At 64.1% G+C, this 19,445-nt stretch carries 18 protein-coding genes and 1 pseudogene; 15 read left to right on the top strand and 4 right to left on the bottom strand.

All coding sequences use genetic code 11. The features are described from left to right. Window positions 1-118 precede the first annotated feature (118 nt). The 7 genes from ToN1_RS03640 (at window position 119) to ToN1_RS03610 (ending at window position 5,673) form a co-directional block, all read left to right on the top strand. Window positions 119-1,024, top strand: coding sequence for a ParA family protein (locus ToN1_RS03640; protein ID WP_169204637.1), 906 nt, complete (start codon window positions 119-121; stop codon window positions 1,022-1,024). Continuing rightward, a complete protein-coding gene (locus ToN1_RS03635; RefSeq protein ID WP_244860957.1) occupies window positions 999-2,459 on the top strand; it encodes a hypothetical protein in 1,461 nt (486 codons plus the stop codon). Before ToN1_RS03640 ends, ToN1_RS03635 begins: the two co-directional genes overlap by 26 nt. A 10-nt stretch (window positions 2,460-2,469) precedes the next feature. Continuing rightward, complete coding sequence (locus ToN1_RS03630) at window positions 2,470-3,063, top strand: STY4526/YPO1902 family pathogenicity island replication protein (RefSeq protein WP_169204636.1); 594 nt, start codon at window positions 2,470-2,472, stop codon at window positions 3,061-3,063. Window positions 3,064-3,170: 107 nt separating this feature from the next. Beyond that, window positions 3,171-3,569, top strand: a complete 399-nt coding sequence (locus ToN1_RS03625; RefSeq protein WP_169204635.1) for a hypothetical protein — start codon at window positions 3,171-3,173, stop codon at window positions 3,567-3,569. Continuing rightward, window positions 3,547-4,725: a PFL_4669 family integrating conjugative element protein gene (locus ToN1_RS03620; protein ID WP_169204634.1), complete on the top strand. Its 1,179-nt coding sequence runs from the start codon at window positions 3,547-3,549 to the stop codon at window positions 4,723-4,725. Before ToN1_RS03625 ends, ToN1_RS03620 begins: the two co-directional genes overlap by 23 nt. Further along, window positions 4,706-5,188, top strand: coding sequence for a hypothetical protein (locus tag ToN1_RS03615; RefSeq protein WP_210148010.1), 483 nt, complete (start codon window positions 4,706-4,708; stop codon window positions 5,186-5,188). Before ToN1_RS03620 ends, ToN1_RS03615 begins: the two co-directional genes overlap by 20 nt. Window positions 5,189-5,256: 68 nt before the next feature. Beyond that, window positions 5,257-5,673: a single-stranded DNA-binding protein gene (locus tag ToN1_RS03610; protein ID WP_169120249.1), complete on the top strand. Its 417-nt coding sequence runs from the start codon at window positions 5,257-5,259 to the stop codon at window positions 5,671-5,673. 241 nt (window positions 5,674-5,914) lie between these two features. Here ToN1_RS03610 and ToN1_RS03605 read toward each other — a convergent pair whose 3' ends face one another. The 4 genes and pseudogenes from ToN1_RS03605 to ToN1_RS03590 form a co-directional block, all read right to left on the bottom strand. Further along, window positions 5,915-6,451 carry an ankyrin repeat domain-containing protein gene (locus ToN1_RS03605; RefSeq protein WP_169204632.1) on the bottom strand — a complete coding sequence of 179 codons (537 nt, stop codon included), beginning with the start codon at window positions 6,449-6,451 and terminating at the stop codon, window positions 5,915-5,917. Window positions 6,452-6,745: 294 nt separating this feature from the next. Further along, complete coding sequence (locus tag ToN1_RS03600) at window positions 6,746-7,255, bottom strand: DUF72 domain-containing protein (RefSeq protein WP_169204631.1); 510 nt, start codon at window positions 7,253-7,255, stop codon at window positions 6,746-6,748. 64 nt (window positions 7,256-7,319) lie between these two features. Next, window positions 7,320-7,442 (bottom strand): annotated as a pseudogene (locus ToN1_RS25025) (DUF72 domain-containing protein); the annotation flags it as partial. A 64-nt stretch (window positions 7,443-7,506) separates the two neighbouring features. Continuing rightward, entirely contained in the window at window positions 7,507-8,748 is a 1,242-nt protein-coding gene (locus ToN1_RS03590) for an SDR family NAD(P)-dependent oxidoreductase (protein WP_210148009.1), read from the bottom strand. On the opposite strand from ToN1_RS03590, the gene ToN1_RS03585 reads away from it, so the two are divergent. The 8 genes from ToN1_RS03585 to ToN1_RS03550 all read left to right on the top strand — a co-directional run bounded on the left by ToN1_RS03585 (window position 8,702) and on the right by ToN1_RS03550 (window position 19,444). Next, window positions 8,702-9,835 carry a spirocyclase AveC family protein gene (locus ToN1_RS03585; protein ID WP_210148008.1) on the top strand — a complete coding sequence of 378 codons (1,134 nt, stop codon included), beginning with the start codon at window positions 8,702-8,704 and terminating at the stop codon, window positions 9,833-9,835. The genes ToN1_RS03590 and ToN1_RS03585 overlap by 47 nt on opposite strands. Before the next feature lie 153 nt (window positions 9,836-9,988). Continuing rightward, a complete protein-coding gene (locus ToN1_RS03580; RefSeq protein ID WP_169204629.1) occupies window positions 9,989-10,444 on the top strand; it encodes a MaoC family dehydratase in 456 nt (151 codons plus the stop codon). Further along, the gene (locus ToN1_RS03575) at window positions 10,441-11,340 is read left to right on the top strand and encodes an HpcH/HpaI aldolase/citrate lyase family protein (protein WP_169204628.1); all 900 of its coding nucleotides are present in this window, start codon (window positions 10,441-10,443) and stop codon (window positions 11,338-11,340) included. Before ToN1_RS03580 ends, ToN1_RS03575 begins: the two co-directional genes overlap by 4 nt. A gap of 42 nt (window positions 11,341-11,382) precedes the next feature. Further along, window positions 11,383-12,549 (top strand): acyl-CoA dehydrogenase family protein, encoded by a 1,167-nt coding sequence (locus ToN1_RS03570; RefSeq protein WP_169204627.1) that lies wholly within the window; start codon window positions 11,383-11,385, stop codon window positions 12,547-12,549. A gap of 86 nt (window positions 12,550-12,635) precedes the next feature. Continuing rightward, window positions 12,636-14,486, top strand: coding sequence for a DUF1302 domain-containing protein (locus ToN1_RS03565; protein ID WP_169204626.1), 1,851 nt, complete (start codon window positions 12,636-12,638; stop codon window positions 14,484-14,486). Between the two features lie 20 nt (window positions 14,487-14,506). Then, the gene (locus tag ToN1_RS03560) at window positions 14,507-15,853 is read left to right on the top strand and encodes a DUF1329 domain-containing protein (RefSeq protein ID WP_169204625.1); all 1,347 of its coding nucleotides are present in this window, start codon (window positions 14,507-14,509) and stop codon (window positions 15,851-15,853) included. A gap of 85 nt (window positions 15,854-15,938) precedes the next feature. Next, window positions 15,939-16,910, top strand: coding sequence for a WD40/YVTN/BNR-like repeat-containing protein (locus ToN1_RS03555; protein WP_169204624.1), 972 nt, complete (start codon window positions 15,939-15,941; stop codon window positions 16,908-16,910). Window positions 16,911-16,924: 14 nt separating this feature from the next. After that, window positions 16,925-19,444: an efflux RND transporter permease subunit gene (locus ToN1_RS03550; RefSeq protein ID WP_244860956.1), complete on the top strand. Its 2,520-nt coding sequence runs from the start codon at window positions 16,925-16,927 to the stop codon at window positions 19,442-19,444. The last annotated feature ends 1 nt before the right edge of the window (window position 19,445 follow it).

Below are 19,445 nucleotides of genomic sequence, written 5' to 3'. Positions count from 1 at the left end.
ATCCGGGACGCCCTCGTCGCTTCATGCGCGTGTGCCGCAGCTTCACCTCGCCGGCACCCATGCTTTCCCTTCGCTTTCGTCCCCTGCTCGCCGCCGCTGCTTGACCGGAGGAGGTCGGATGATCGTCTACAGCACCGTATCGACTAAAGGAGGCGTTGGGAAGTCTACCCTGACCGCTAACCTCGGCGCGCTGCTTGCTGACATCGGCATGCGTGTCCTGCTGATCGATGCCGATGTGCAGCCGAGCCTCAGTCGCTATTACCCCATTGCCAAGAGGGCGCGGCACGGACTGACGCAGATGATCAAGCAGGGCGCGCTCACCGACGATTGCATTTCGACGATCGACTTCGCGCTCGCGCCCATGCCACTGCGTCGCCAGCCGCGGCTCAACCCGAATGGCTGCCTGGACATCGTCATCTCCGATGCGCCGCAAGGGACGCTCCAGGACTGGCTGGCGCCGCGCATGGACAGCGCGCTGCGCATCAAGCTCGCCTTGCGCAGTCCGCTGCTGCATGAGCACTACGATGTCGTGCTCATCGACACCCAGGGCGCGGTGGGGCACCTTCAGGATGCCGCAGTTCTGGCAGCCGATGTGCTCCTTTCGCCGATCTCGCCCGATATTCTCTCGGCGCGCGAGTTTCTGTCGGGGACCGAGGAATTGCTGAACCGCGTCGAAACGGCTGCTGCGTTCGGCATCTCCGTGCCGCAAATGTTGGCGATGATCTACCGTCACGAAAACACTCGCGATGCACGTGAGATCGGCAAGGCCATTCGCGAGAGCTATCAGCAACTCAAGTGCAAGGTCGTGCTCCTGAAAACGGTCATACCGCACGCTGTTGCATACCGCAATGCAGCTACGGCCCAGGTCCCGGTCCACTGGGTCGATCCGGTCAAGGCGTGCCCTGCAATGCATGCGCTCCTGTGGGAGCTCATTCCGAGCCTCGACGGTGTCCACGCCGGTGTGCCGTCAGAAGTCCCCTGCGAGGTTGGCGGTGACCATGACGCCCAGAACGCGATTGCCTGACTCCATCTCCGTCAAGGAACTGGCCCAGCACATGGAAAAGCGAGGAAAGCTCCTGCCGCCCGCGTCCAATGCCACGACCGGGGAGCGTCGCGCGCTGCTCGTTCAACACAGCCTGGCCGTCAAGGGGACGACCAACGCCGCGGCCGACCTTCAGCCGGGCGAGGACGTGGACGGCTGGACGCTCGTGCGGTGCATGGACATCGATTGCTACGATCGCAACCCGCGCGTGCGAACCAACAAGCGGTATGCCGATATCCGTGCCTCCATCGAAGCCCGGGGTGGCCTGAAGGATGCACTGAGCGTGACCCGCAGGCCGGGTGCCAACCGATACATGTGCTATTTCGGCGGCAATACCCGCCTGCAGATCATGCAGGAGCTATGGCTTGAGACGCACGATTCGCGCTACGAGTGGATTCGCGTCGTGGTGCACCCTTGGGCGGGCGAGGCCGATGTCATCTCGGCCCACTTGGCCGAGAACGAGAATCGCGCCGAAACCCTGTTCTGGGAAAAGGCCCGCGGCACCGCACTGCTCAAGAGCGAGCTCGAATCCGAGCTTCAGCGACCGCTGAGTCTGCGCGAATTGTCCGAGCATGCCCAGCGCTGCGGCCTGAAGCTCCATAGCGTTACCGCATCCAACTACCTCTTCGCGATCGACTACCTGGCCCCGATCGGGCTGCACCTCACACACGAGAGCACCGCCGCCATTCGCGCCCGGTTCGGGTGCCTCGAAAAACTCGCCGAGGCACTCAATCTGGATCCCCTGGTGCGCAAGACCGCATTCGAGGAACTCGTCGCCGACATTGCCACGGAGATCAACGCGTTCCGGGAAACGGACGATCCGCCGCGACTCGGGAAGGACGACGTGGAGATGATCCTCTCCCGCATGACCTCGCAGTTTGCGACGCTCGCAAAGTGCACGCCTGCGGCCGCGGAGCGCGCCGCTCTTGCGGTTGCCGGTGCCGAGAGGCAGCTGCCTCATTCGGAGATCCGCCGTCTCCTGTGCGAGCCGCCGCCATGCGAAACGGCGTCCGATGCGACAGACGCAATGGAGCGCGCGGCGCCAGCGGTCTCGCCGCCGACGAGAAAGGGCAGGGACGCGAGGGCCGGGGTACGCTTTTCGAAGCGGGTCGGCGACTTCGTCAGTGTGTTCCGGTTGTCCGACTGCGTCCGCCTGGACCCCAGCCAACCACGAGGATTCTGCGTCGAGCCCTTGCCCGCGCTCCGCGGCGGCAGCGAAGAGGTCGGGCGCGTCGGGCGCGCGGCCGCTCACCGGCTCCTGGCGCAACTGTCAATCTCCGCCGACGGGAGTGGCTCCGAGGCCGACCCCATGGTGGCCTTGCTGCGCGATCCGTCCTCCTGGGCGGCAACACGATCCCTCCTCGACGCGTATCACCGTGCGTGCGCGGAGAAGCCCCCCAGCGCCGAGGAGAAGTAGGAGGAGCAAGATGATCCCGATAAGAAGCGAGCAGCTGCGGTACGCCCTGCTGTCGCATCTCATTCACCTGCTTGACACCGGAGAGCTGCAGACGCTGCTTGAGGCCGGGCTCAGCCCCGACTTGCTGGATACCCTGCGTAGCGCATCCGCCCGCGACCTCGCATCCATAGCCGGCATGCCTCAGCTCGACGTCTGCATCCATTTCGATCCCGCAACGCTCGAGGCCGCCTATCGACGGCACTGCGCGATCGCCGAGATGCGGCGGCTGATGGAATATCACGTGATGCACGGCGCGCAGCCGCCGCTCCTGGTTCACCTCTTCAAAATGACCCTCACGGAGATTCAGCAGCAACGCGCGCTGCTTTGTCCCGGTCCGCCGCCGCGCGGCCGGCCGGCCCTTCCCGATCCGAGCGTACGTGAAGCGGTCCATAACGCCTGGTCGCGAATTCGATGCACGCATCCGCCACAGCGTCAGTTCGTGGAACTGCATCGCGCATTCCCGGACCATTCGATCGCAACGCTGTGGCATGTCGTGCATGAGTTCGACTCGGATGTCGAGGGCATCGATCTTCTGGATTCATCCAATCCAACGTTAAAGCTGTAAGCGCTGGATTCATCCAACCCAACAGCAACGCCACCGCCGCTGGATTCCTCCGACCCAGTGCAACGCCGACTTCGTTTGGATTCCTTTAACCCAGCCGTGCTTCACCGATGTCCGGACATTCCCTCTCCGAGTCGCAGATTACCCTCGAGGTTCTTATTCGCCTGAACGGTGACTACGCCGCCACCGCAGTCCTCCTTGCCCTGCTGTGGCGGGCCGCGGACCACGCGTCCGTGCGCATCTCCAGCCGCACACTGGCCGGGTACACCCTGCTGGGGCATCAGGTTGTCCAGCGCGCCTTGCTGCGCCTGGAAAAGCAGGGCTTGATCCGCAGTCGCAAGGTCCGTCGCACCACTGGCGCGTACGCCGTCGACATGGCGGCGCTGCGGCAGCTCTTGAGCAGCCCGCTTCCCGAATGCGACTTCCTACCCGGCTTCACACCCATTCCGGCGCTGGCCCAACTGCAACCCGTCGAGGCGCCCGCGGATGACCTCACCGACGCCACCTAGAGGACGACAAATGCCATCCCATCCGATCGCCCCACCGCTCCCGCACTCGTCCCCTGCGCCTGACGACGACCTGCCCGGGCTCCTCGATCCCGTCTTCCCAGGCGGCACCCCCATCCCCTTCGAGACCGACGATCGGTCCCCGTTTCCCGATCGCTACAGCATTTCCAGGGAGCGCGAGAAGCTTGCCGATCTGATTGAGGCGGACGACCCCGATCCCCACGATCCGCGCTGGGCGCGCTACGAGCTTTATCTTCAACGCTGCGACAAGCTCAAGCAGATGGAGGCTGAATACCGGGTCACCGCGGGCGCCGATGCCACGGTCGAACCCGCGGTCGCGACCCAACTGCGCGATCTCGGCTCGCTCGTCGACGATGGTGTGGATACGATGACCCTCCACACGAAAGAGGGCTTTCGGATGTTCATGGGCCGCCGCCGCGACCCCGCGGGGCACTACAATGCCATTCCCGGCGGCAAACGGGTCGCATCGAGCCTCAAAGCCCTGTGGGCGCTCACGCGCAACAACAACCCTTACGCGGACTGGGCGCTCCTGCGCGCCGATCACCGCATCCCGGAGCTCAGGCGGGCACTCGACCGCCAGGCGACCCTGCTCAGCGCCGAACTCAAAAAGCGGGCCGACAAGGGACTGGGCTTCGGCATCCTCAAGTCGCGCGAGCCGAAGGTCCTGGAACTCGGATTCCGCAGCCCCTACGGCTATGTCATCGCCGAGCTGATCGTGGAGTTCGACTACTACGTCCGGGTGGTCAAGACCCTCGGGCGCAAGTCCCTGTTCTCAGACAAGGAGGCGCATGACGCCATCCGCCAGTTCACCCGGCCGATCCGTGCCGCTTTCGAGGAGTTCATCCGGTTCGAGAACTGGCTCACCAAGCCGGACCTGCTGCCGCTCAGCCGCGCCGACTTCCTGCCCGGCGCCGACGCCAATGCCGGCAAGCGTGTCGCAGCGGTCACCGGGATCTTCGGGGCTGTGCCAGCCGGCATCTACGCAGGCCACCAGATCTCGCGCCATTCCCAGCGCCGCATTTCGATCTCCGACACCGAGAAGGCCATGCTCGAGCGCGTGGCTGCCGACATCGCCGCCATCGATTCGGAACGTGGCGCAGCCGGCGATGAGACAACCGATGATGGGCTGGTCGATTGAGGCGCTGGTGAGGGCGATGGCGCAACCGGATCCGCCGGGTGCTGCCGATGTCGTCGACCCGCGCTGCGGCAGTACGCCTTGTCAACAGGATGCTGACGCAAAGGCCTTTACGGGTAGGGGCGGAGCCCCAGCCGACGTGCGGCAGGCGCAGGCCCGTGTTGACAAGATTCACCACCAACAGGAGGACTTGTCGCGGCTCACACGCCGGGTGCGGGGGCGGAGCTTCTATCTGTCGGTGCATCGGCGCAAGGCCACCGGTCAATTTCACCTGCGCTGGCGTGCGGCAGGCGCCGGGCCCCGCGCCGGCCACATCCCCTGGGGCGCAATCCACGCCCATTTCGCTCAACTCCCCGGGGCGCTGCGCGAGTGGTATGAGCGCGCCCACCGGCGCGCCATCGAGCTCAACCGGCGAGAAATCGAGGCGCGCCTCGCGCTGAAGCATGCCCGGCAGCACGATCCGTAGTCTTCCGCACGGCGGCGGCACCGGCGTCGGCCACCGTCGTGTTCTACCTCGACGCCCAGGAGTACAACATGCCGAACGTATTTCGCGGGAAAGGCAATCTCGGCGATACGCCCATTCTCAAGCACGTCCCCATCAACGGGGTCGATGAGGTCGTCGCCGAGATGCGTGTGTTCTTCGACGACTACGCCTACGACCAGGCCAACGGCGAGTATCAGCAGGTCGGCGGATTCTGGATGAGCGTGTCGCTGTGGGGCCAGCGCGGCGAGGACGCCGCGCGCGTGCTGCGGCGAGGTGCGCGCGTCCAGGTCGAAGGCGTCCTCAAGCAGTTCATGTACTCTCCGGAGGGCGCCCCCGATAAGGTGCCGGGCTTTCAGGTGACCGCTGACGACGTTACGCTGTGCCTGGGCCGGGTTGAGCGCGCCGACTACAAGCCCAAACGCGAGCTCGCGGGCTCCACGAGCGAGGCGGCTGCCGACGCCACTTAAACGATTGCCACTGTCTCATCCCGTTCTCGCTGAGGTCGGCCAGTCACTACCGACTTACACAAGCGAACGAATCGCGAATCCCGCAGAAGCCCCCCACAAAGCCCCGTTACATTGGCCAGGACCTCTTGTGCTGCCGCCCCAATCTCCACCGTCGACTTGACTCTGAACGGCAAGTTTTCGGCATTGCGCAAAGCCTTCCGTAATGCCGACCTCCCGACCGTCGCGCCCGCCGTTGGCGCCCCTACTCTTGGGCCCCCGCGGCGATCAGCAATGCTGTGATTTCACGTCGCTCGCAGTTCCGGGCCATCTGCAGCGGGGTGATGCCATTTTCATTGGGCGAGTTGACGTCGACTCCGCCTGCGATGAGCCGCTTCACCAGCTCGCAGTTATCCGAGAAGATTGCCCGAGCCATGGCCTCAGACTGCTCGCTCGATGCGGGGGGCTTGCCCTCAGCAGCTATGGCCTGCGGCGCGCACTCATCCAATATCAACGAAGGCACGCGTGGTGAGGACCGCGTATTGCGCTCGATCTGCACCTGACACAGCGCCGTCTGCGCCTCGAGACGGAGCTGAAATGACTTTCCACGCCCGAGTACGTATCCGAACAGTGCACCGATGCCAAATCCGACAGCAGTTGCGGTCTGGTTGCCGACGCTGAAATACGCCCCCGCGGCTCCGAGCACGCCCACACCGGCCACGTACTGGAACACGATGACGGCGGCCCGCTCGTATAGGGCGTCCGCATAGGCTTGGATAATCCTCTCATCGTACTGTGCCACCTTGCATCCCCGTCGCTCTCTTAAAGATGACAGCAGTCTATACGCAATGGCCGGCGCATTTGAGTGCCGCGCGCTGTGGCCGATGCTCGGCAAAGCTGGTCCGTGGACGTGGAAGTTCGGAGGGGCGCCAGAGCACCCTCACTTTTGTCCCTCGCCGTCGAGCGAGTTGGTCCTTGGTGCAGCTTGGGGTGGTGGTCGCGGCGTACGGATTAGCGTCACCGATCGGTAGTGCCGCGTTGGACGACTCACTGGTCGCCGCTGCCGAAGGCGATCCATCCCGCTATCAGGGCTCCGTCATAGCCCCAGGATCATCTGCCGGAATTGGGCCGCGTTCCGTTGCGCATAGTCACCGAAGTTGTTGTTGAAAACGGCATGGACGGACTTGGCCTTCCGTGCCAGCTGTCGGACCTTCTCAGCCAACCCCGTGAGCTCCGCAGCCGCATAGAGGTAGTTGAACCGTTCCCCGGACGAGCTCAGTCCCTTCTTGTCCCAGGTGTCGGTGTTCCTCCCATGAAACCGGACAATCGCTACGTGTGGGCACGTCACCTCCCACAGTGCGGGGACACTGCTGGCGAAACCTTGGGGCTCATCGACGACGACGTGTGCCAACCGGTGTTCGCGTTCAAACGCCATCACCTGGGCCGCCCGATCACCGTCAAACCATGTCCGGTTCCGGAACTCCACCGCCAGTTGCAATCCCCGGAGCCGTTCGGCGCATTCCAGGATGTGATCGAAAGCCGCCCTGGAGGGCACGAACCAGGGCGGGAACTGGAATAGCACCACCCCGAGCTTTTTGGGCAGCACGTAACGGCTCCATGGCCATTGCAAACCGAGTCCATAACTCATCCTTGAGCTCGGGCGGTACGTCCTTGTAATACACGTTTCCTTTCTGCACTGGTCCCAGGGCATCTCGGATGTCCTTCGGCAATGCCTGCGGATCGGTCTGGTGTTGCGTGAAAAGGCGAAACGCCTTTACGTCAAAGGTGAAGTCGGGAGGTGTTCTCTCTGCCCACTTCTGTTGATCTTTCGCAGGCCAAAGCTTCCGCCAATGCGTTTCACCAGATGTCGTCTGCTACGCGAACCATTTCAACTGGCGTCGTGAGCAAGTGACGAGGACAGCTCGCGCAGGGCCTCCGTCGGGCGAGCAAGGTCTTGGCCTTCGCCTCGAAGGTCAGTACGGCGTCGGCCCCGGCGGCAAAGCGGGCTGGTGGTTCTGCAAGTCCGGTCAGATGGATCAACGCGTCGGCCAGCTTGGCAGGGGCGCCGCCTTGCTTGCCTTCATGCTGCTCTAGGCGGCGACAGTTTCCCGCGTGCGCTCGGCGTAGTCGGCGATAGCAGGCTGCGCGTAGGTGGTCGAGCCGGTGCTGAGCAGTTCTGAACGGAAGAATCCGGGCTCGACCAGTAATCGTACGGGTGCCGAACGGTGCGACCTCCGGCGCCAGTGACTCCATCCAGCCCTCGATGCCGAATTTCGCGGCGGCATACGCCGTGCAGAACATGCCGCCGGAGATACCTGCGGTCGAAGAAATCGTGAGCAGCAGGCCTGACCGTTGCCGACGCATCACCGGCAACACTGCGCGACGGACGTTCATCGGTCCAAATAGCAGCGTTTCGATCTGCTGGCGGACCTGATCGGAGCTGAGTTCCTCGAAAAAGCCGGCGAAGAAATTGCCGGCGTTGTTGGCCAGGACATCAATCCGGCCGAGTTTTCCGACCGCGGCCTCGACCGCAGCGACGGCGTCCTCCGGACGGGTGACGTCGAGCTTGATGGCAAGCAGCTGGTCGTGGTTGCCGACTGCAGCAATGACCTTCGCGGGATCGCGTCCGGTGGCGACCGCCGCGTGGCCGGCGGCCGGGGCGGCTTTGGCGATGTTGACGCGGCCGGCGCCAGTGATGAACCAAACTTTCGTGTCAGTCATGAGTTTCCCTTTCGATGAGATTGCGAACTGAAGCTGCTTGCCGTGGATCAAACCGTTCGAGCGAAGAACGGCGCCAGCTTGCTCATCGCGATGTCCACGCCCTTGCCGTCGTACAGGTCCATATGCGTCGCGGATGTCAGCAGGACAGTTCCCGACGTCGAGCATTTCGGTGCTGAAGTTGGTCCTGTGCCCAACTTTAGTCAGGTGTAACACCGCACGGTCTTCATCAAGATCCTCCGCAGGGATTCCCGACAAAACATCAATGAAAGGGGATTCCCGCGGACGCTGCGAGGCTGGTTTCGCAGCAATTGGAACTGGATGGGGACACCAGATGGACGCAAGCATCACCGTTTCGCGAAGCCGCGCGGCTTCGGACATCAGCGGCACCGACGGCACGGCCGTCGTGCGGGCGTGGGCGATAGTCGGCGCGGGCTTTATCAGCTTCATGCTGTACGTGGTTTACCACTGGGTGACTGCGCCGTACTTCGGCCCAACCGTGCTCCCGCCGGGGGTCGAAGTGCCACTCCAGTTCAAGATCGGTACGCGCGCGGTCGAAATCGGCATGTCGCTGGTGTGGATCTACTTCATCTACACGCAACTGGTGAAGCCGATCCGGCAGACCGGGCAGCCGAACACCTTGGGCTTGCTCGGGATCGGGTTCTTTTTCGCGATCTTCTGGGATCCGTCGATGAACTGGATCCAGCAGGGCTGCGTATATAACCCGTACGCCTTCAACATGGGCTTTCTGTCCGGAGAGATTCCCGGCTGGATGAGTCCGCGTGGAAATCTGCTGCCGGAGCCCCTGATCGCGTGGTCGGGCGGATATCCCGGCTTTCTGATCTGGGGCTGCCTGTTCGGCCTCGCTGCGATGCGTTGGGCGAAGTCGCGTTTCCCCGCGATCACCAACCTGCGACTGGGCATTGTCGGTGTGCTGGCCGTGATGGTCTTCGACATGGTCCTCGAAATGGCGCTGATCCGGTTCACCGGCATCTACGCCTATCCCGGCTCCATCCGTGCGCTTAGCATTTTCGCGGGCCACTGGTACCAGTTCCCGATTTACGAAGCGATTTTCTTCGGTGGGTGGTGGGGGCTGTGCGCGGTGCTGCTGTACTTCAAGGACGACAAGGGCTTGACCTGGGTCGAACGCGGCGTCGAGAAGATGGAATTCTGCAAGCGCTCGAATTTCCGCAAGGGCATGGTGCGCGCGGTCGCGGTGATCGGCTTCTGCCAGACGGTCGAGCTGTTCATCTATGTGCTGCCGATGCCGCTGCTGACGGCCAACGCCGATCCCTTTCCGGACGACACGCCTGCCTTCTTTACGGTCGGCACCGGGATGTGCGGGCCCGGCACCGGGCTCGCCTGCCCGCGGCCGGACCTGCCGATCCAGCGGCGCAACGATCTCGACAAGTTCTCGGGCGCACCGCAGATCTCGCACGAGCAGGGCGCAGCCGTCGCCGCCCGATAAGCGAGTGCAGGTCCGCCTGCTTTCGGTGGACCTGCACTCACCGTTCGATCCTGATTCTCATCGACACCGCGCAAAAGAGTTGCAAATACTTAAACCATATCGTATGGTAACGTACAGTACGTTAGAAAAAAGTATCAGGATTCGGAGACAAAGATGGCTGGCTTGTATTTCGACGAGTTTCGGGTGGATCAGGTGTTCCGGCACGAGATCCGCCGCACGGTGACCGAAGCGGACAACGTCTGGTTCTGCGCGGCCACGTACAACCCGGCGCAGATCCATATCGACGCAGACTACTGCGCAAAAACCGAGTTTGGCCGTCCCCTGATGAACAGCATCTTCACGCTGGGACTGGTGATCGGCCTCTCCGTGCAGGACACGACGCTGGGAACGACGGTAGCGAACCTTGGCATGACTGACGTGAAGTTCCCGGCGCCGGTCTTCGCCGGCGACACGCTCAACTCGGTGACCACAGTACTGAATGTGCGGGAGAGCGCGTCACGGCCGACGCAGGGCATCGTCACCTTCCGGCACGACGGCTACAACCAGCGCGGCGAGTTGGTGGCGACCTGCCTGCGCCAGGCGCTGATGCACAAGAGGCCGGTGCAATGAAGATGCGCTCGCTGCTGTTCGTGCCTGCTGACAACGAGAAGAAGCTCGACAAGGCGCGCGGCTCGACGGCCGACGTGCTGATCCTCGATCTCGAGGATTCCGTGGCCGCAACGCGCAAGGTCACTGCACGCGAAATGGCGTCGCGCTACCTCGGCGAGACGCGGGGGGCGCGAACCTGGCAGGCCTTCGTCCGCATCAATCCCCTGAGCGAACCTGGCGCGCTGTTCGACTTGGCGTCGGTGGTCGACGAGGGGCTCGACGGTGTCGTGTTGCCCAAGGCGAACGGCATCGAGGACGTCGTGCGGCTGGCTTACTGCCTCGATGTGCTCGAAGCCCGCTGCGGCATCCCGGTCGGCCGCACGCGCATCCTGACGGTCGCGACGGAAACCGCTGCGGCGATGCTGAACATGGGCGGCTACGCGCAATCGCATGCGCGTCTCGCGGGAATCACCTGGGGCGCGGAGGATCTTTCCGCCGCCCTCGGCGCGAGCACGAACCGCGAAGCGGATGGTGCCCTGTCGCATGCGTATGTGTTGGCCCGTTCGATGTGCCTGATCGCCGCGGCCGCCGCGCGGGTGTCTCCGATCGACACGCTGCACGCCGATTTTCGCGATGCGGCGGGGCTGGAAGCGGCCTGCGCCGAATCCCGTCGCAGGGGCTTTACCGGCCGCATCGCGATCCATCCCGACCAGGTGGACGTCATCAACCGTTGCTACTCGCCGAGCGAAGAAGACCTCGCTCTGGCCCGCGCGGTGATCGCCGCCTTCGCAGCGCAACCGGATGCCGGAACGGTCGGGATCGACGGCCGCATGTACGACCGCCCGCATCTCGTGCAGGCGCACAAGACACTCGCCAACGCCGGGCCGGCGACGACGGCCGGCAGCCCGGCGCAGTAGATCGCCAACCCCCCCCACGGGCAGAACACCAGGAACCGAAACATGGACTTCTCGACAAATCCCGATCACCAGGCCATCCGCGAAGGCGTCGCCGCAGTTGCCCGCCAGTTCGGCGACGACTACTGGCTGGCGCGCGACGAAGACGGCGAGTTCCCGCGCGAGTTCCACCGCGCGATGGCCGAGGCCGGCTGGCTCGGCATCACGATGCCGACCGAATACGGCGGCGCCGGGCTGGGTGTGACCGAGGCGGCGATCATGATGCATGAGGTCGCCTCGCACGGTGGCGGCATGAGCGCGACCTCGACGGTGCACATCAACCTGTTCGGGCCGCACCCCATCGTCGTGTTTGGCACGCCGGAGCAAAAGACGCGCTGGATTCCGCGCCTGATCAGCGGCGAGGACCAGTGCTGCTTCGGCTTCACGGAACCGGATGCCGGCCTCAACACGACGGCGATCAAGACCTTCGCCGAGAAGGTGGACGGCGGCTACATCGTGCGCGGCCAGAAGGTGTGGACCTCCACTGCGCAGGTGGCCAACAAGATCATGCTGCTGACGCGCACGACGAAGCTGGAGGACTGCAAGCGTCCGACCGACGGCATCACGATCTTCTACACCGATCTCGACCGCAGCAAGATCGAAGTGCAGCGCATTGCGAAGATGGGACGCAAGGCCGTCGATTCCAACGCCATCTTCATCGACGAACTCTTCGTTCCCGACAGCGACCGCATCGGCGAGGAAGGGAAGGGTTTCAGCTACGTGCTGCATAGCCTCAACCCGGAACGGATCCTGATCGCGGTCGAAGCAATCGGCATCGGCCAGGACGCACTGCGCCGTGCGACCCAGTACGCCAAGGAACGCGTCGTCTTCGGCCGTCCGATCGGCCAGAACCAGGGCATCCAGCATCCGCTCGCCGAACGCTGGATGGCGCTTGAGGCGGCGTGGCTGATGGCGATGAAGGCGGCCTGGCTGTACGACAGCGAGAAAAGCTGCGGGGCCGAGGCCAACACCGCCAAATTCCTCGGCGCGCGCGCCGGCTATGACGCGGCACTGCAGTCCGTGCTGACGCTGGGCGGCTTCGGCTACGCCAAGGAGTACCACGTGGAACGCCTGCTGCGCGAGGTGACCGTGACGCGGATCGCGCCGATCACCGAGCAGCTGATCCTGTGCTTCATCGGCGAGAAGGTCCTGGATTTGCCCAAATCGTATTGATGAATGCCGGCCGCGCCTCGGAGGGGCCGGCCCCGGGTTGTGATGTGGCGGGTGATTCGACAAATACAAAGGAAGGAGACAACCACATGAAGAGCAGGACGGCATTTGTACTGAAGCCTTGCGTCGCCACGGCGATCGCGATGGCCTTCTCCAGCGGTGCCAACGCGCTCGATTTCGAGTTCGCGGATGGCTGGAAGGGCAACTGGAGCTCCTCCTTGTCGCTGGGCACCAGCATCCGGGCCCGCAATCCGGATTCGGCGCTTTACGGTCAGGGTAACGGGGCGCTCGTCGGCCGCACTGACGGCACCGGCAACAACACCATCGACGAAGGCAACCTCAACTACAAGCGCGGTGATGCGTTCTCGACGCAGCTGAAGCTCCTCACCGAGGTGGAGATCAAGAAAGGGACGATGGGCGCGTTCGTGCGCGGCAAGGCGTGGCACGACTTCACGCTGAACGACCAGAACGTCCACCTCGGTAACCAGCCCAACGGCTACAACGGCTATGACTTCGCGACGAACCGGATCACGAAGAAGAAGCCGCTGTCGGACGATGGCTTCGAGCGCCTGAACAAGTTCAGCGGTGTCTACCTGCTCGACGCCTACGCGTATGACAGCTTCGACATTGCCGGCAACCCGCTGCAACTGCGTGTGGGCAACCAGGTCATCAACTGGGGTGAGAGCCTGTTCATCCAGGGCGTCAACCAGATCAACCCGATCGACGTCCCGTCCTTCCGCAAGCCGGGCGTGCAGGTGAAGGAAGTGTTCCTGCCGGTCCCGATCGTGCAGGCCAACCAGACGCTTGGCGACATCGGCAGCGTCGAGGTCTTCTACCAATGGAAGTGGCGCAACACACCTATCGAGGCAGGCTGCGGCAACTACTGGGGAGTGGCCGGCGGGTCGATCGGCGCCAGTCCCAATAATTGCTTCAATGCGGTCAGCATTGCCGGATCGAGCCCGTTCGGTTTGAACTCCGGCTTCTTCGTCAATACCGTCGAAGGCAATGAGCCGAGCGACAGCGGCCAGTTCGGCGTCGCGTTCCGTACCTACGCGGATGCGCTGGATGCCGAGATCGGCGCCTATGCGATGAAGATCCACTCGCGTACCCCGGTGATCTCGCTGCAGTTCGGCGACTTCTCGTCGCGCGGCTCGGCCGTGCCCTTCGCGTCGAAGTGGGAATACCCCGAAGACATAAAGATCTACGGCCTGAGTTATGCGACGAACGTGAAGGGTTGGTCGGTGGGCGCCGAGGTGAGCCACAGCCGCGACGTGCCGGCGCAGATCGATGGCAACGACTTGTTGCTGTCGGGGCTCGGTGCGACCGGTTTCATCGTTCCCGGCACCCCCGTTCCGTTCGGTCCTTACGGTCAATCGGCACTCGCAGCCCAGGCCGGCAACGGCTACCTGGTCGGCTATACGCGTACGAACAAGACCCAGCTGCAGCTCAACACGATCAAGGTCGGCAACGGCATCCTCGGCGCCGAGCAATACCTCTTCGTCGGCGAGGTGGGTTTCCAGTGGAACGATCTCGACGGTTCGCTGCGCTATAACCGGCCCTTCATCTTCGGGCCGGGGCCTGCGGCCAGCTACGGCGCACCCTGCGCCGCTCTGAATATCTCCAAGGAAGGCTGTGGTGACGACGGTTACGTGACCGACTTCGCCTGGGGATATCGCCTGAAGATGGAGCTGACCTACAACAACATCTACAACAGCGGCATCACCTTCCAGCCCAGTGTGTTCTGGTCGCACGACGTCGACGGATGGTCGGTCGACAGCCAGTTCTCGGAAGGACGCCAGGTGCTCGGCCTCGGTGCGCGATTCTCGTACGCGAAGAAATACAACCTCGAACTGAACGCGGTCCGCTACAACCGCGATGCCAAGTTCGACCCGCTGCGCGATCGCGACTTCTACTCGGCCACCGTGAGCATGAGTTTCTAAGAAACCAAGGAGACATGGAAATGATCAAGACCGCTGTACGCACGATCGCCTGCGCGATGATGGTTGCGTCGGTGCCAATGGCATCGGCCGAGATGGCCTCGAACGAGCTCGAACGGCTCGGCAAGGATCTGACCCCGAATGGTGCTGAGATGGCCGGCAACGCCGACGGCTCGATTCCTGCATGGACCGGCGGCCTGACGAAGCCGCCCGCGGGCTGGGATCCGAAGCAGGGCTACGTCGATCCGTTCAAGGATGAGAAGCCGCTCTTCACGATCACTGCGCAGAACGCCGATCAGTACAAGGACAAGCTGTCGCCGGGTCTGATCGCGATGCTCAAGAAATTCCCGAACCAGAGCCTGCCGGTCTACAAGACCCATCGCACCTTTGCGCATCCGCCGGCCGTCTATGCGGAAACGAAAGCCAAGGCGGCCAAGGCCAAGGTGAATGGCATCGCCATCGAGAACTACGACGTGCCCGGCACGCCCTTCCCGGTCCCGAAGAACGGCATCGAGGCGATGTACAACCAGACCACCAAGTACTTCGGCGGCTACAAGGCCTGCCGCGACTGGCTGCCGGTGAGGGGCTCGGGGGACTACTATAAGGTCGGCTTCTGCGAGCACATGGTGCAGGGGCAGAACATGGAGCCGTCCCAGGGTGGCAACGCGTTCTCTTTCTTCGGGGGCTACGATGCCCCGGCCACACTGGTCGGCACCATCTATCTCGTTCGCGATCCGCTCGATTACACCGAAGGCGAACGCCAGGCGTGGATCTACAACGCCGGCCAGCGTCGCGTTCGTCGCGCACCCGACCTCGCCTACGACAACATCGACGACGGCACCGAGGGCATGCGCACCACCGATGACTACTGGGGCTTCCACGGCGCGCTGGACCGCTACGAGTGGAAACTGGTGGGCAAGAAGGAGATGTTCATCCCCTACAACGCCTACAAGCAGATGGACCCCAAGCTCAAGTACGCGGACATGGTGGACAAGGGCGGCCTCAAGTCCGACCTGATGCGCTACGAGTTGCACCGCGTATGGGTGGTCGAGGCGACCTTGAAGCAGGGCATGTCCCACGTGCTCTCCAAGCGCACGTTCTATCTCGACGAGGACAGCCACACCATCGCGCTGGCCGAAGGCTATGACGGCCGCGGCAACCTGTGGCGGGTCTATACCTATCCGCTCGTGCAGGCCTACGACGCGGGCGTGATGTTCCAGACCAACTTCGTGACGCTGGATCTGACCAACGGCAACTACATGGTCACGGCGCTGCAGAACGAGCGCTCGCAGCCGGCCTACGAATGGAACATCAAGGGCGTCGCGCAGGACTTCGCTACCGACGCCATCCGCCGCCGCGGGGTGCGCTAAGACCTCCAGGCACCCTTGCTGCCCGCGCCGGAGAGTCGGCGCGGGCAGTGCGGATCATCTCAAATTCAGCACAGTGGCGGTTCCCATGAAGCGCATTCTCTATCGGGCGGGCCTCATCGCATTTGCGGGCGCCTGTTTCGTGCATCTCGCGTCGGCGGCGCCAGCCATGGTCGCCAAGCCCGACCCCATCCGAGCGCAGCACACGGCCTTGTTCGACGTCGTGCGCTTCAACGGCGGCTTCGTCGCGGTCGGGGAGCGTGGCGTGGTGATGCACAGCGACGACGGCGGCAAGAGCTGGCAGGGCGTGCAGACGCCGACCAGTCGCACGCTGGTGTCGGTGGTGGTGATCGACAAGGAGCGTGCGGTGGCGGTGGGCCACGGCGCCAGCATCGTGCGCACCACCGACGGCGGCCGGAGCTGGAAGGCGGTCGAGGCCGACGAGGCGGGTTCCGACTCGATCCTCGGCATCACTCTGCTCGGTGACGGGCGGCTGGTGGCCTACGGCGCTTATGGGATGTACCTCGAGAGCGCCGACCAGGGTCTCACCTGGACGCGGCGCAAGGTCGTCGGCGACGACTTCGAATGGCACATCTCGCACGTCACCGAGGTCGGTCCGCGGCTGTACCTGGTCGGCGAGGCCGGCACGATCGCGGTGTCGCCAGATCGCGGCGAAACATGGACGAAGCTCGACGCGCAGTACAAGGGCTCGTTCTTCGGGCTGCTCGGCCTGAAGGACGGCGCGCTGCTCGCGTATGGCATGCGCGGCAACGTGTTCCGCTCCGATGACCACGGCGCGAGCTGGACCCAGGTGCCGCTCGCCTCGAAGAGCGCGCTCAATGGCGGCACGGTCGCCGAAGACGGGCGCGTCGTGTTGGTCGGCAACAACGGCCTGATCGCGGTCAGCCGCGACAACGGTCGCAGCTTCGAAATCAGCGGTTCGCCGGAGGGCACGCCGATCGCGAAGGCAGCGTACGCCGCCGACGGCGCGCTGGTCTATGTCGGCTATCTCGCTACCGGCCGGCTCGCGCCCGCGTCCGGCGCGGCGTCCGCCAAATAGTCCCAGGAGGCATCGTGCACAAGAACAGCGATCACGACAGCGTGATCAGGCAATCGACGGACGTGGAGTCCGTGGTCCACGGCGAGTTTCGTTCCGAAGAATTCTCGCAAGGCTTCATTGGCCGCATCGCGTACGCGACCTTCCGCTGGCGCCTGCCGCTGCTCGTCGTCGGCATCCTGCTGACGCTGGTGCTCGGGTTTTCGGCGACCAGCCTGCGCGTGAGCTCCGGCTTCGCCAAGATGATCCCCGCGAACCACGAGTACATGAAGACCTTCGAGGACTACAAGGCGGACTTTGGTGGCGCGGACAAGGTGCTGGTCGCGATCAAGGTGCGAGAGGGCGACATCTACCGCAAGGAGGTCATCGACGTCGTGCGCGGGGTCACCGAGGAGCTTTTCTACCTCAAGGGGGTCGATCGCAGCTCCCTGACCTCGCTGGTGACGCCCAACGTGCGCTACAACGAGGTCGTCGAGGAGGGTTTCAAGAGCGGCAATCTCGTCCCGGCCGATTTCTCGGGGACGACCGAGGAATTCGCCAAGGTTCGGCAGAACATTCTCAAGTCAGACTGGATCGGCCGCATCGTCGCCGCCGACATGACGGCGACGATGGTCGTCGCGACGCTGCAGTCCGCCGATCCCGATACGGGCAAGGAACTCGACCTGCGCGAAGTCGGCGCGAAGCTCGAGGAGATCCGCGGCAAGTACGAGAACGACGCGGTCACGGTGCATATCATCGGCTTCGCGAAGGCCACTGCGGACATCGCCGAAGGCGCGTCGAGCGTGCTGCTGTTCTTCGTCGTCGCCTTCTTCATCACCGGCGTGCTGCTGTTCTGGTATTCGGGTTCGCTGATGCTGACGGCGTGGGCATTGGTTGCGGCCCTGATCCCGGTGATCTGGTTGCTCGGCATCCTGCCGCTGCTCGGCATGGGCCTCGACCCGATGTCGATCCTCGTGCCCTTCCTGATCTTCGCCATCGGCGTCTCGCACGCGGTGCAGATGACCAACGCGTGGAAGCTGGAAACGCTGCGCGGTCACGACGGCGTGACCGCTTCGCGCAACTGCTTCCTGAAGCTCTTCATCCCCGGCGCGACCGCGCTGCTGGCGAACGCGCTGGGCTTCATGGTGATCGCGGTGGTGGACATCCAGATCGTGCGCGAGCTCGCCTACACGTCGACGATCGGCGTCACGGTGATGATCCTCACCAACAAGCTGCTGCTCCCGATCCTGCTGTCCTACATGCGCTTTTCGGCGAAGACGGCGAGCCGGCTGAGCGGCCACGAGACCGCCGGCTACGCGATGTGGGAACGGCTAGGCGTGCTAGCGACGCCGCGCGGGGCGGTGCTGCCGATCGTCGTTGCGCTGGCGCTGACCGGGGTCGGCGTGTGGAAGCTCGGCGATCTCAAGATCGGCGACCTCGGCACGGGCGTCCCCGAGCTGCGCGCCGACTCGCGCTACAACCGCGACGTCGACATGATTACCGGCAACTTCGCGATCGGCGTCGACCTGCTGCAGGTGATCGCCGAGGCCGATGGCGGTGACTCGCCCTGCGTGCAGCGCGAGGTGCAGGAGAAGGTCGAGAAGTTCGACTTCGCGATGCGCCAGACCGAGGGGGTCGCGGCGGTGCGCAGCCTGTCCTCGTTCATCGGCGCCGTGACGCAGGACTTCGCCGAGGGCTGGTACCGCTGGCGCATGCTGCCCGAGACGGTGCCGCAGATCGCACAGGGTATCGGCATGGCGACGCGGCTCGGCAACGAGTACCGCAACTCGAAATGCACTGCGATGCCGATCTCGATCTACACGACCGACCATCAGGCGACGACGATCAACCACATCGTCGAGCGCATCAAGGCCTTCAAGGCTGAGAACGACACCGACACGCTGCGCTTCCGCCTCGCCTCGGGCAACGTCGGCGTGATGGCGGCAACCAACGAGGTGGTCGAGCGCTCGGACAAGTGGGTGAACTTCACGTTGTTCAGCGCCGTGGCGCTGCTGTGCCTGGTCACGTTCCGCTCGCTGCGCATCACGCTGTGCATCATCGTGCCGCTGGCGCTGGTGACGCTGCTGTGCAACGCGACGATGGCGGCGCTGGGCATCGGCGTGAAGGTGAACACGCTGCCGGTGATCGCGATCGCGGTCGGTGTTGGCGTCGACTACGGCATCTACCTCTTCGAACGCATCAAGCACGAGATGCAGGAGCGCGGCGCCAGCCTGCGCGATGCCTTCGTGCAGTCGCTCAAGGACCGTGGTACCGCGTCGGTGTTCACCGCCGTGACGATGACGGTGTCGGTGCTGACGTGGGCGCTCTCGACGCTCAAGTTCCAGGCCGACATGGGCATCCTGCTCGCGTTCATGTTCATGGTGAATCTCTTCGGCGCGATCCTGCTGCTGCCGGCGATCGCCGCCTTCGTCATGGGTGGCGAGAAGCGTTCCGCAACGGCAACCAGACCTACCGAGCGCGAAGCCGATCCCACGCCTGACATCCGGGCACCGCGGACCGCCGGCATCACGCCCCATGTTCGGGCCACCGAAGCCTGAC

Source organism: Aromatoleum petrolei (assembly GCF_017894385.1).
GTDB lineage: Bacteria > Pseudomonadota > Gammaproteobacteria > Burkholderiales > Rhodocyclaceae > Aromatoleum > Aromatoleum petrolei.
This window is presented reverse-complemented; position numbering and strand designations above follow the sequence as displayed.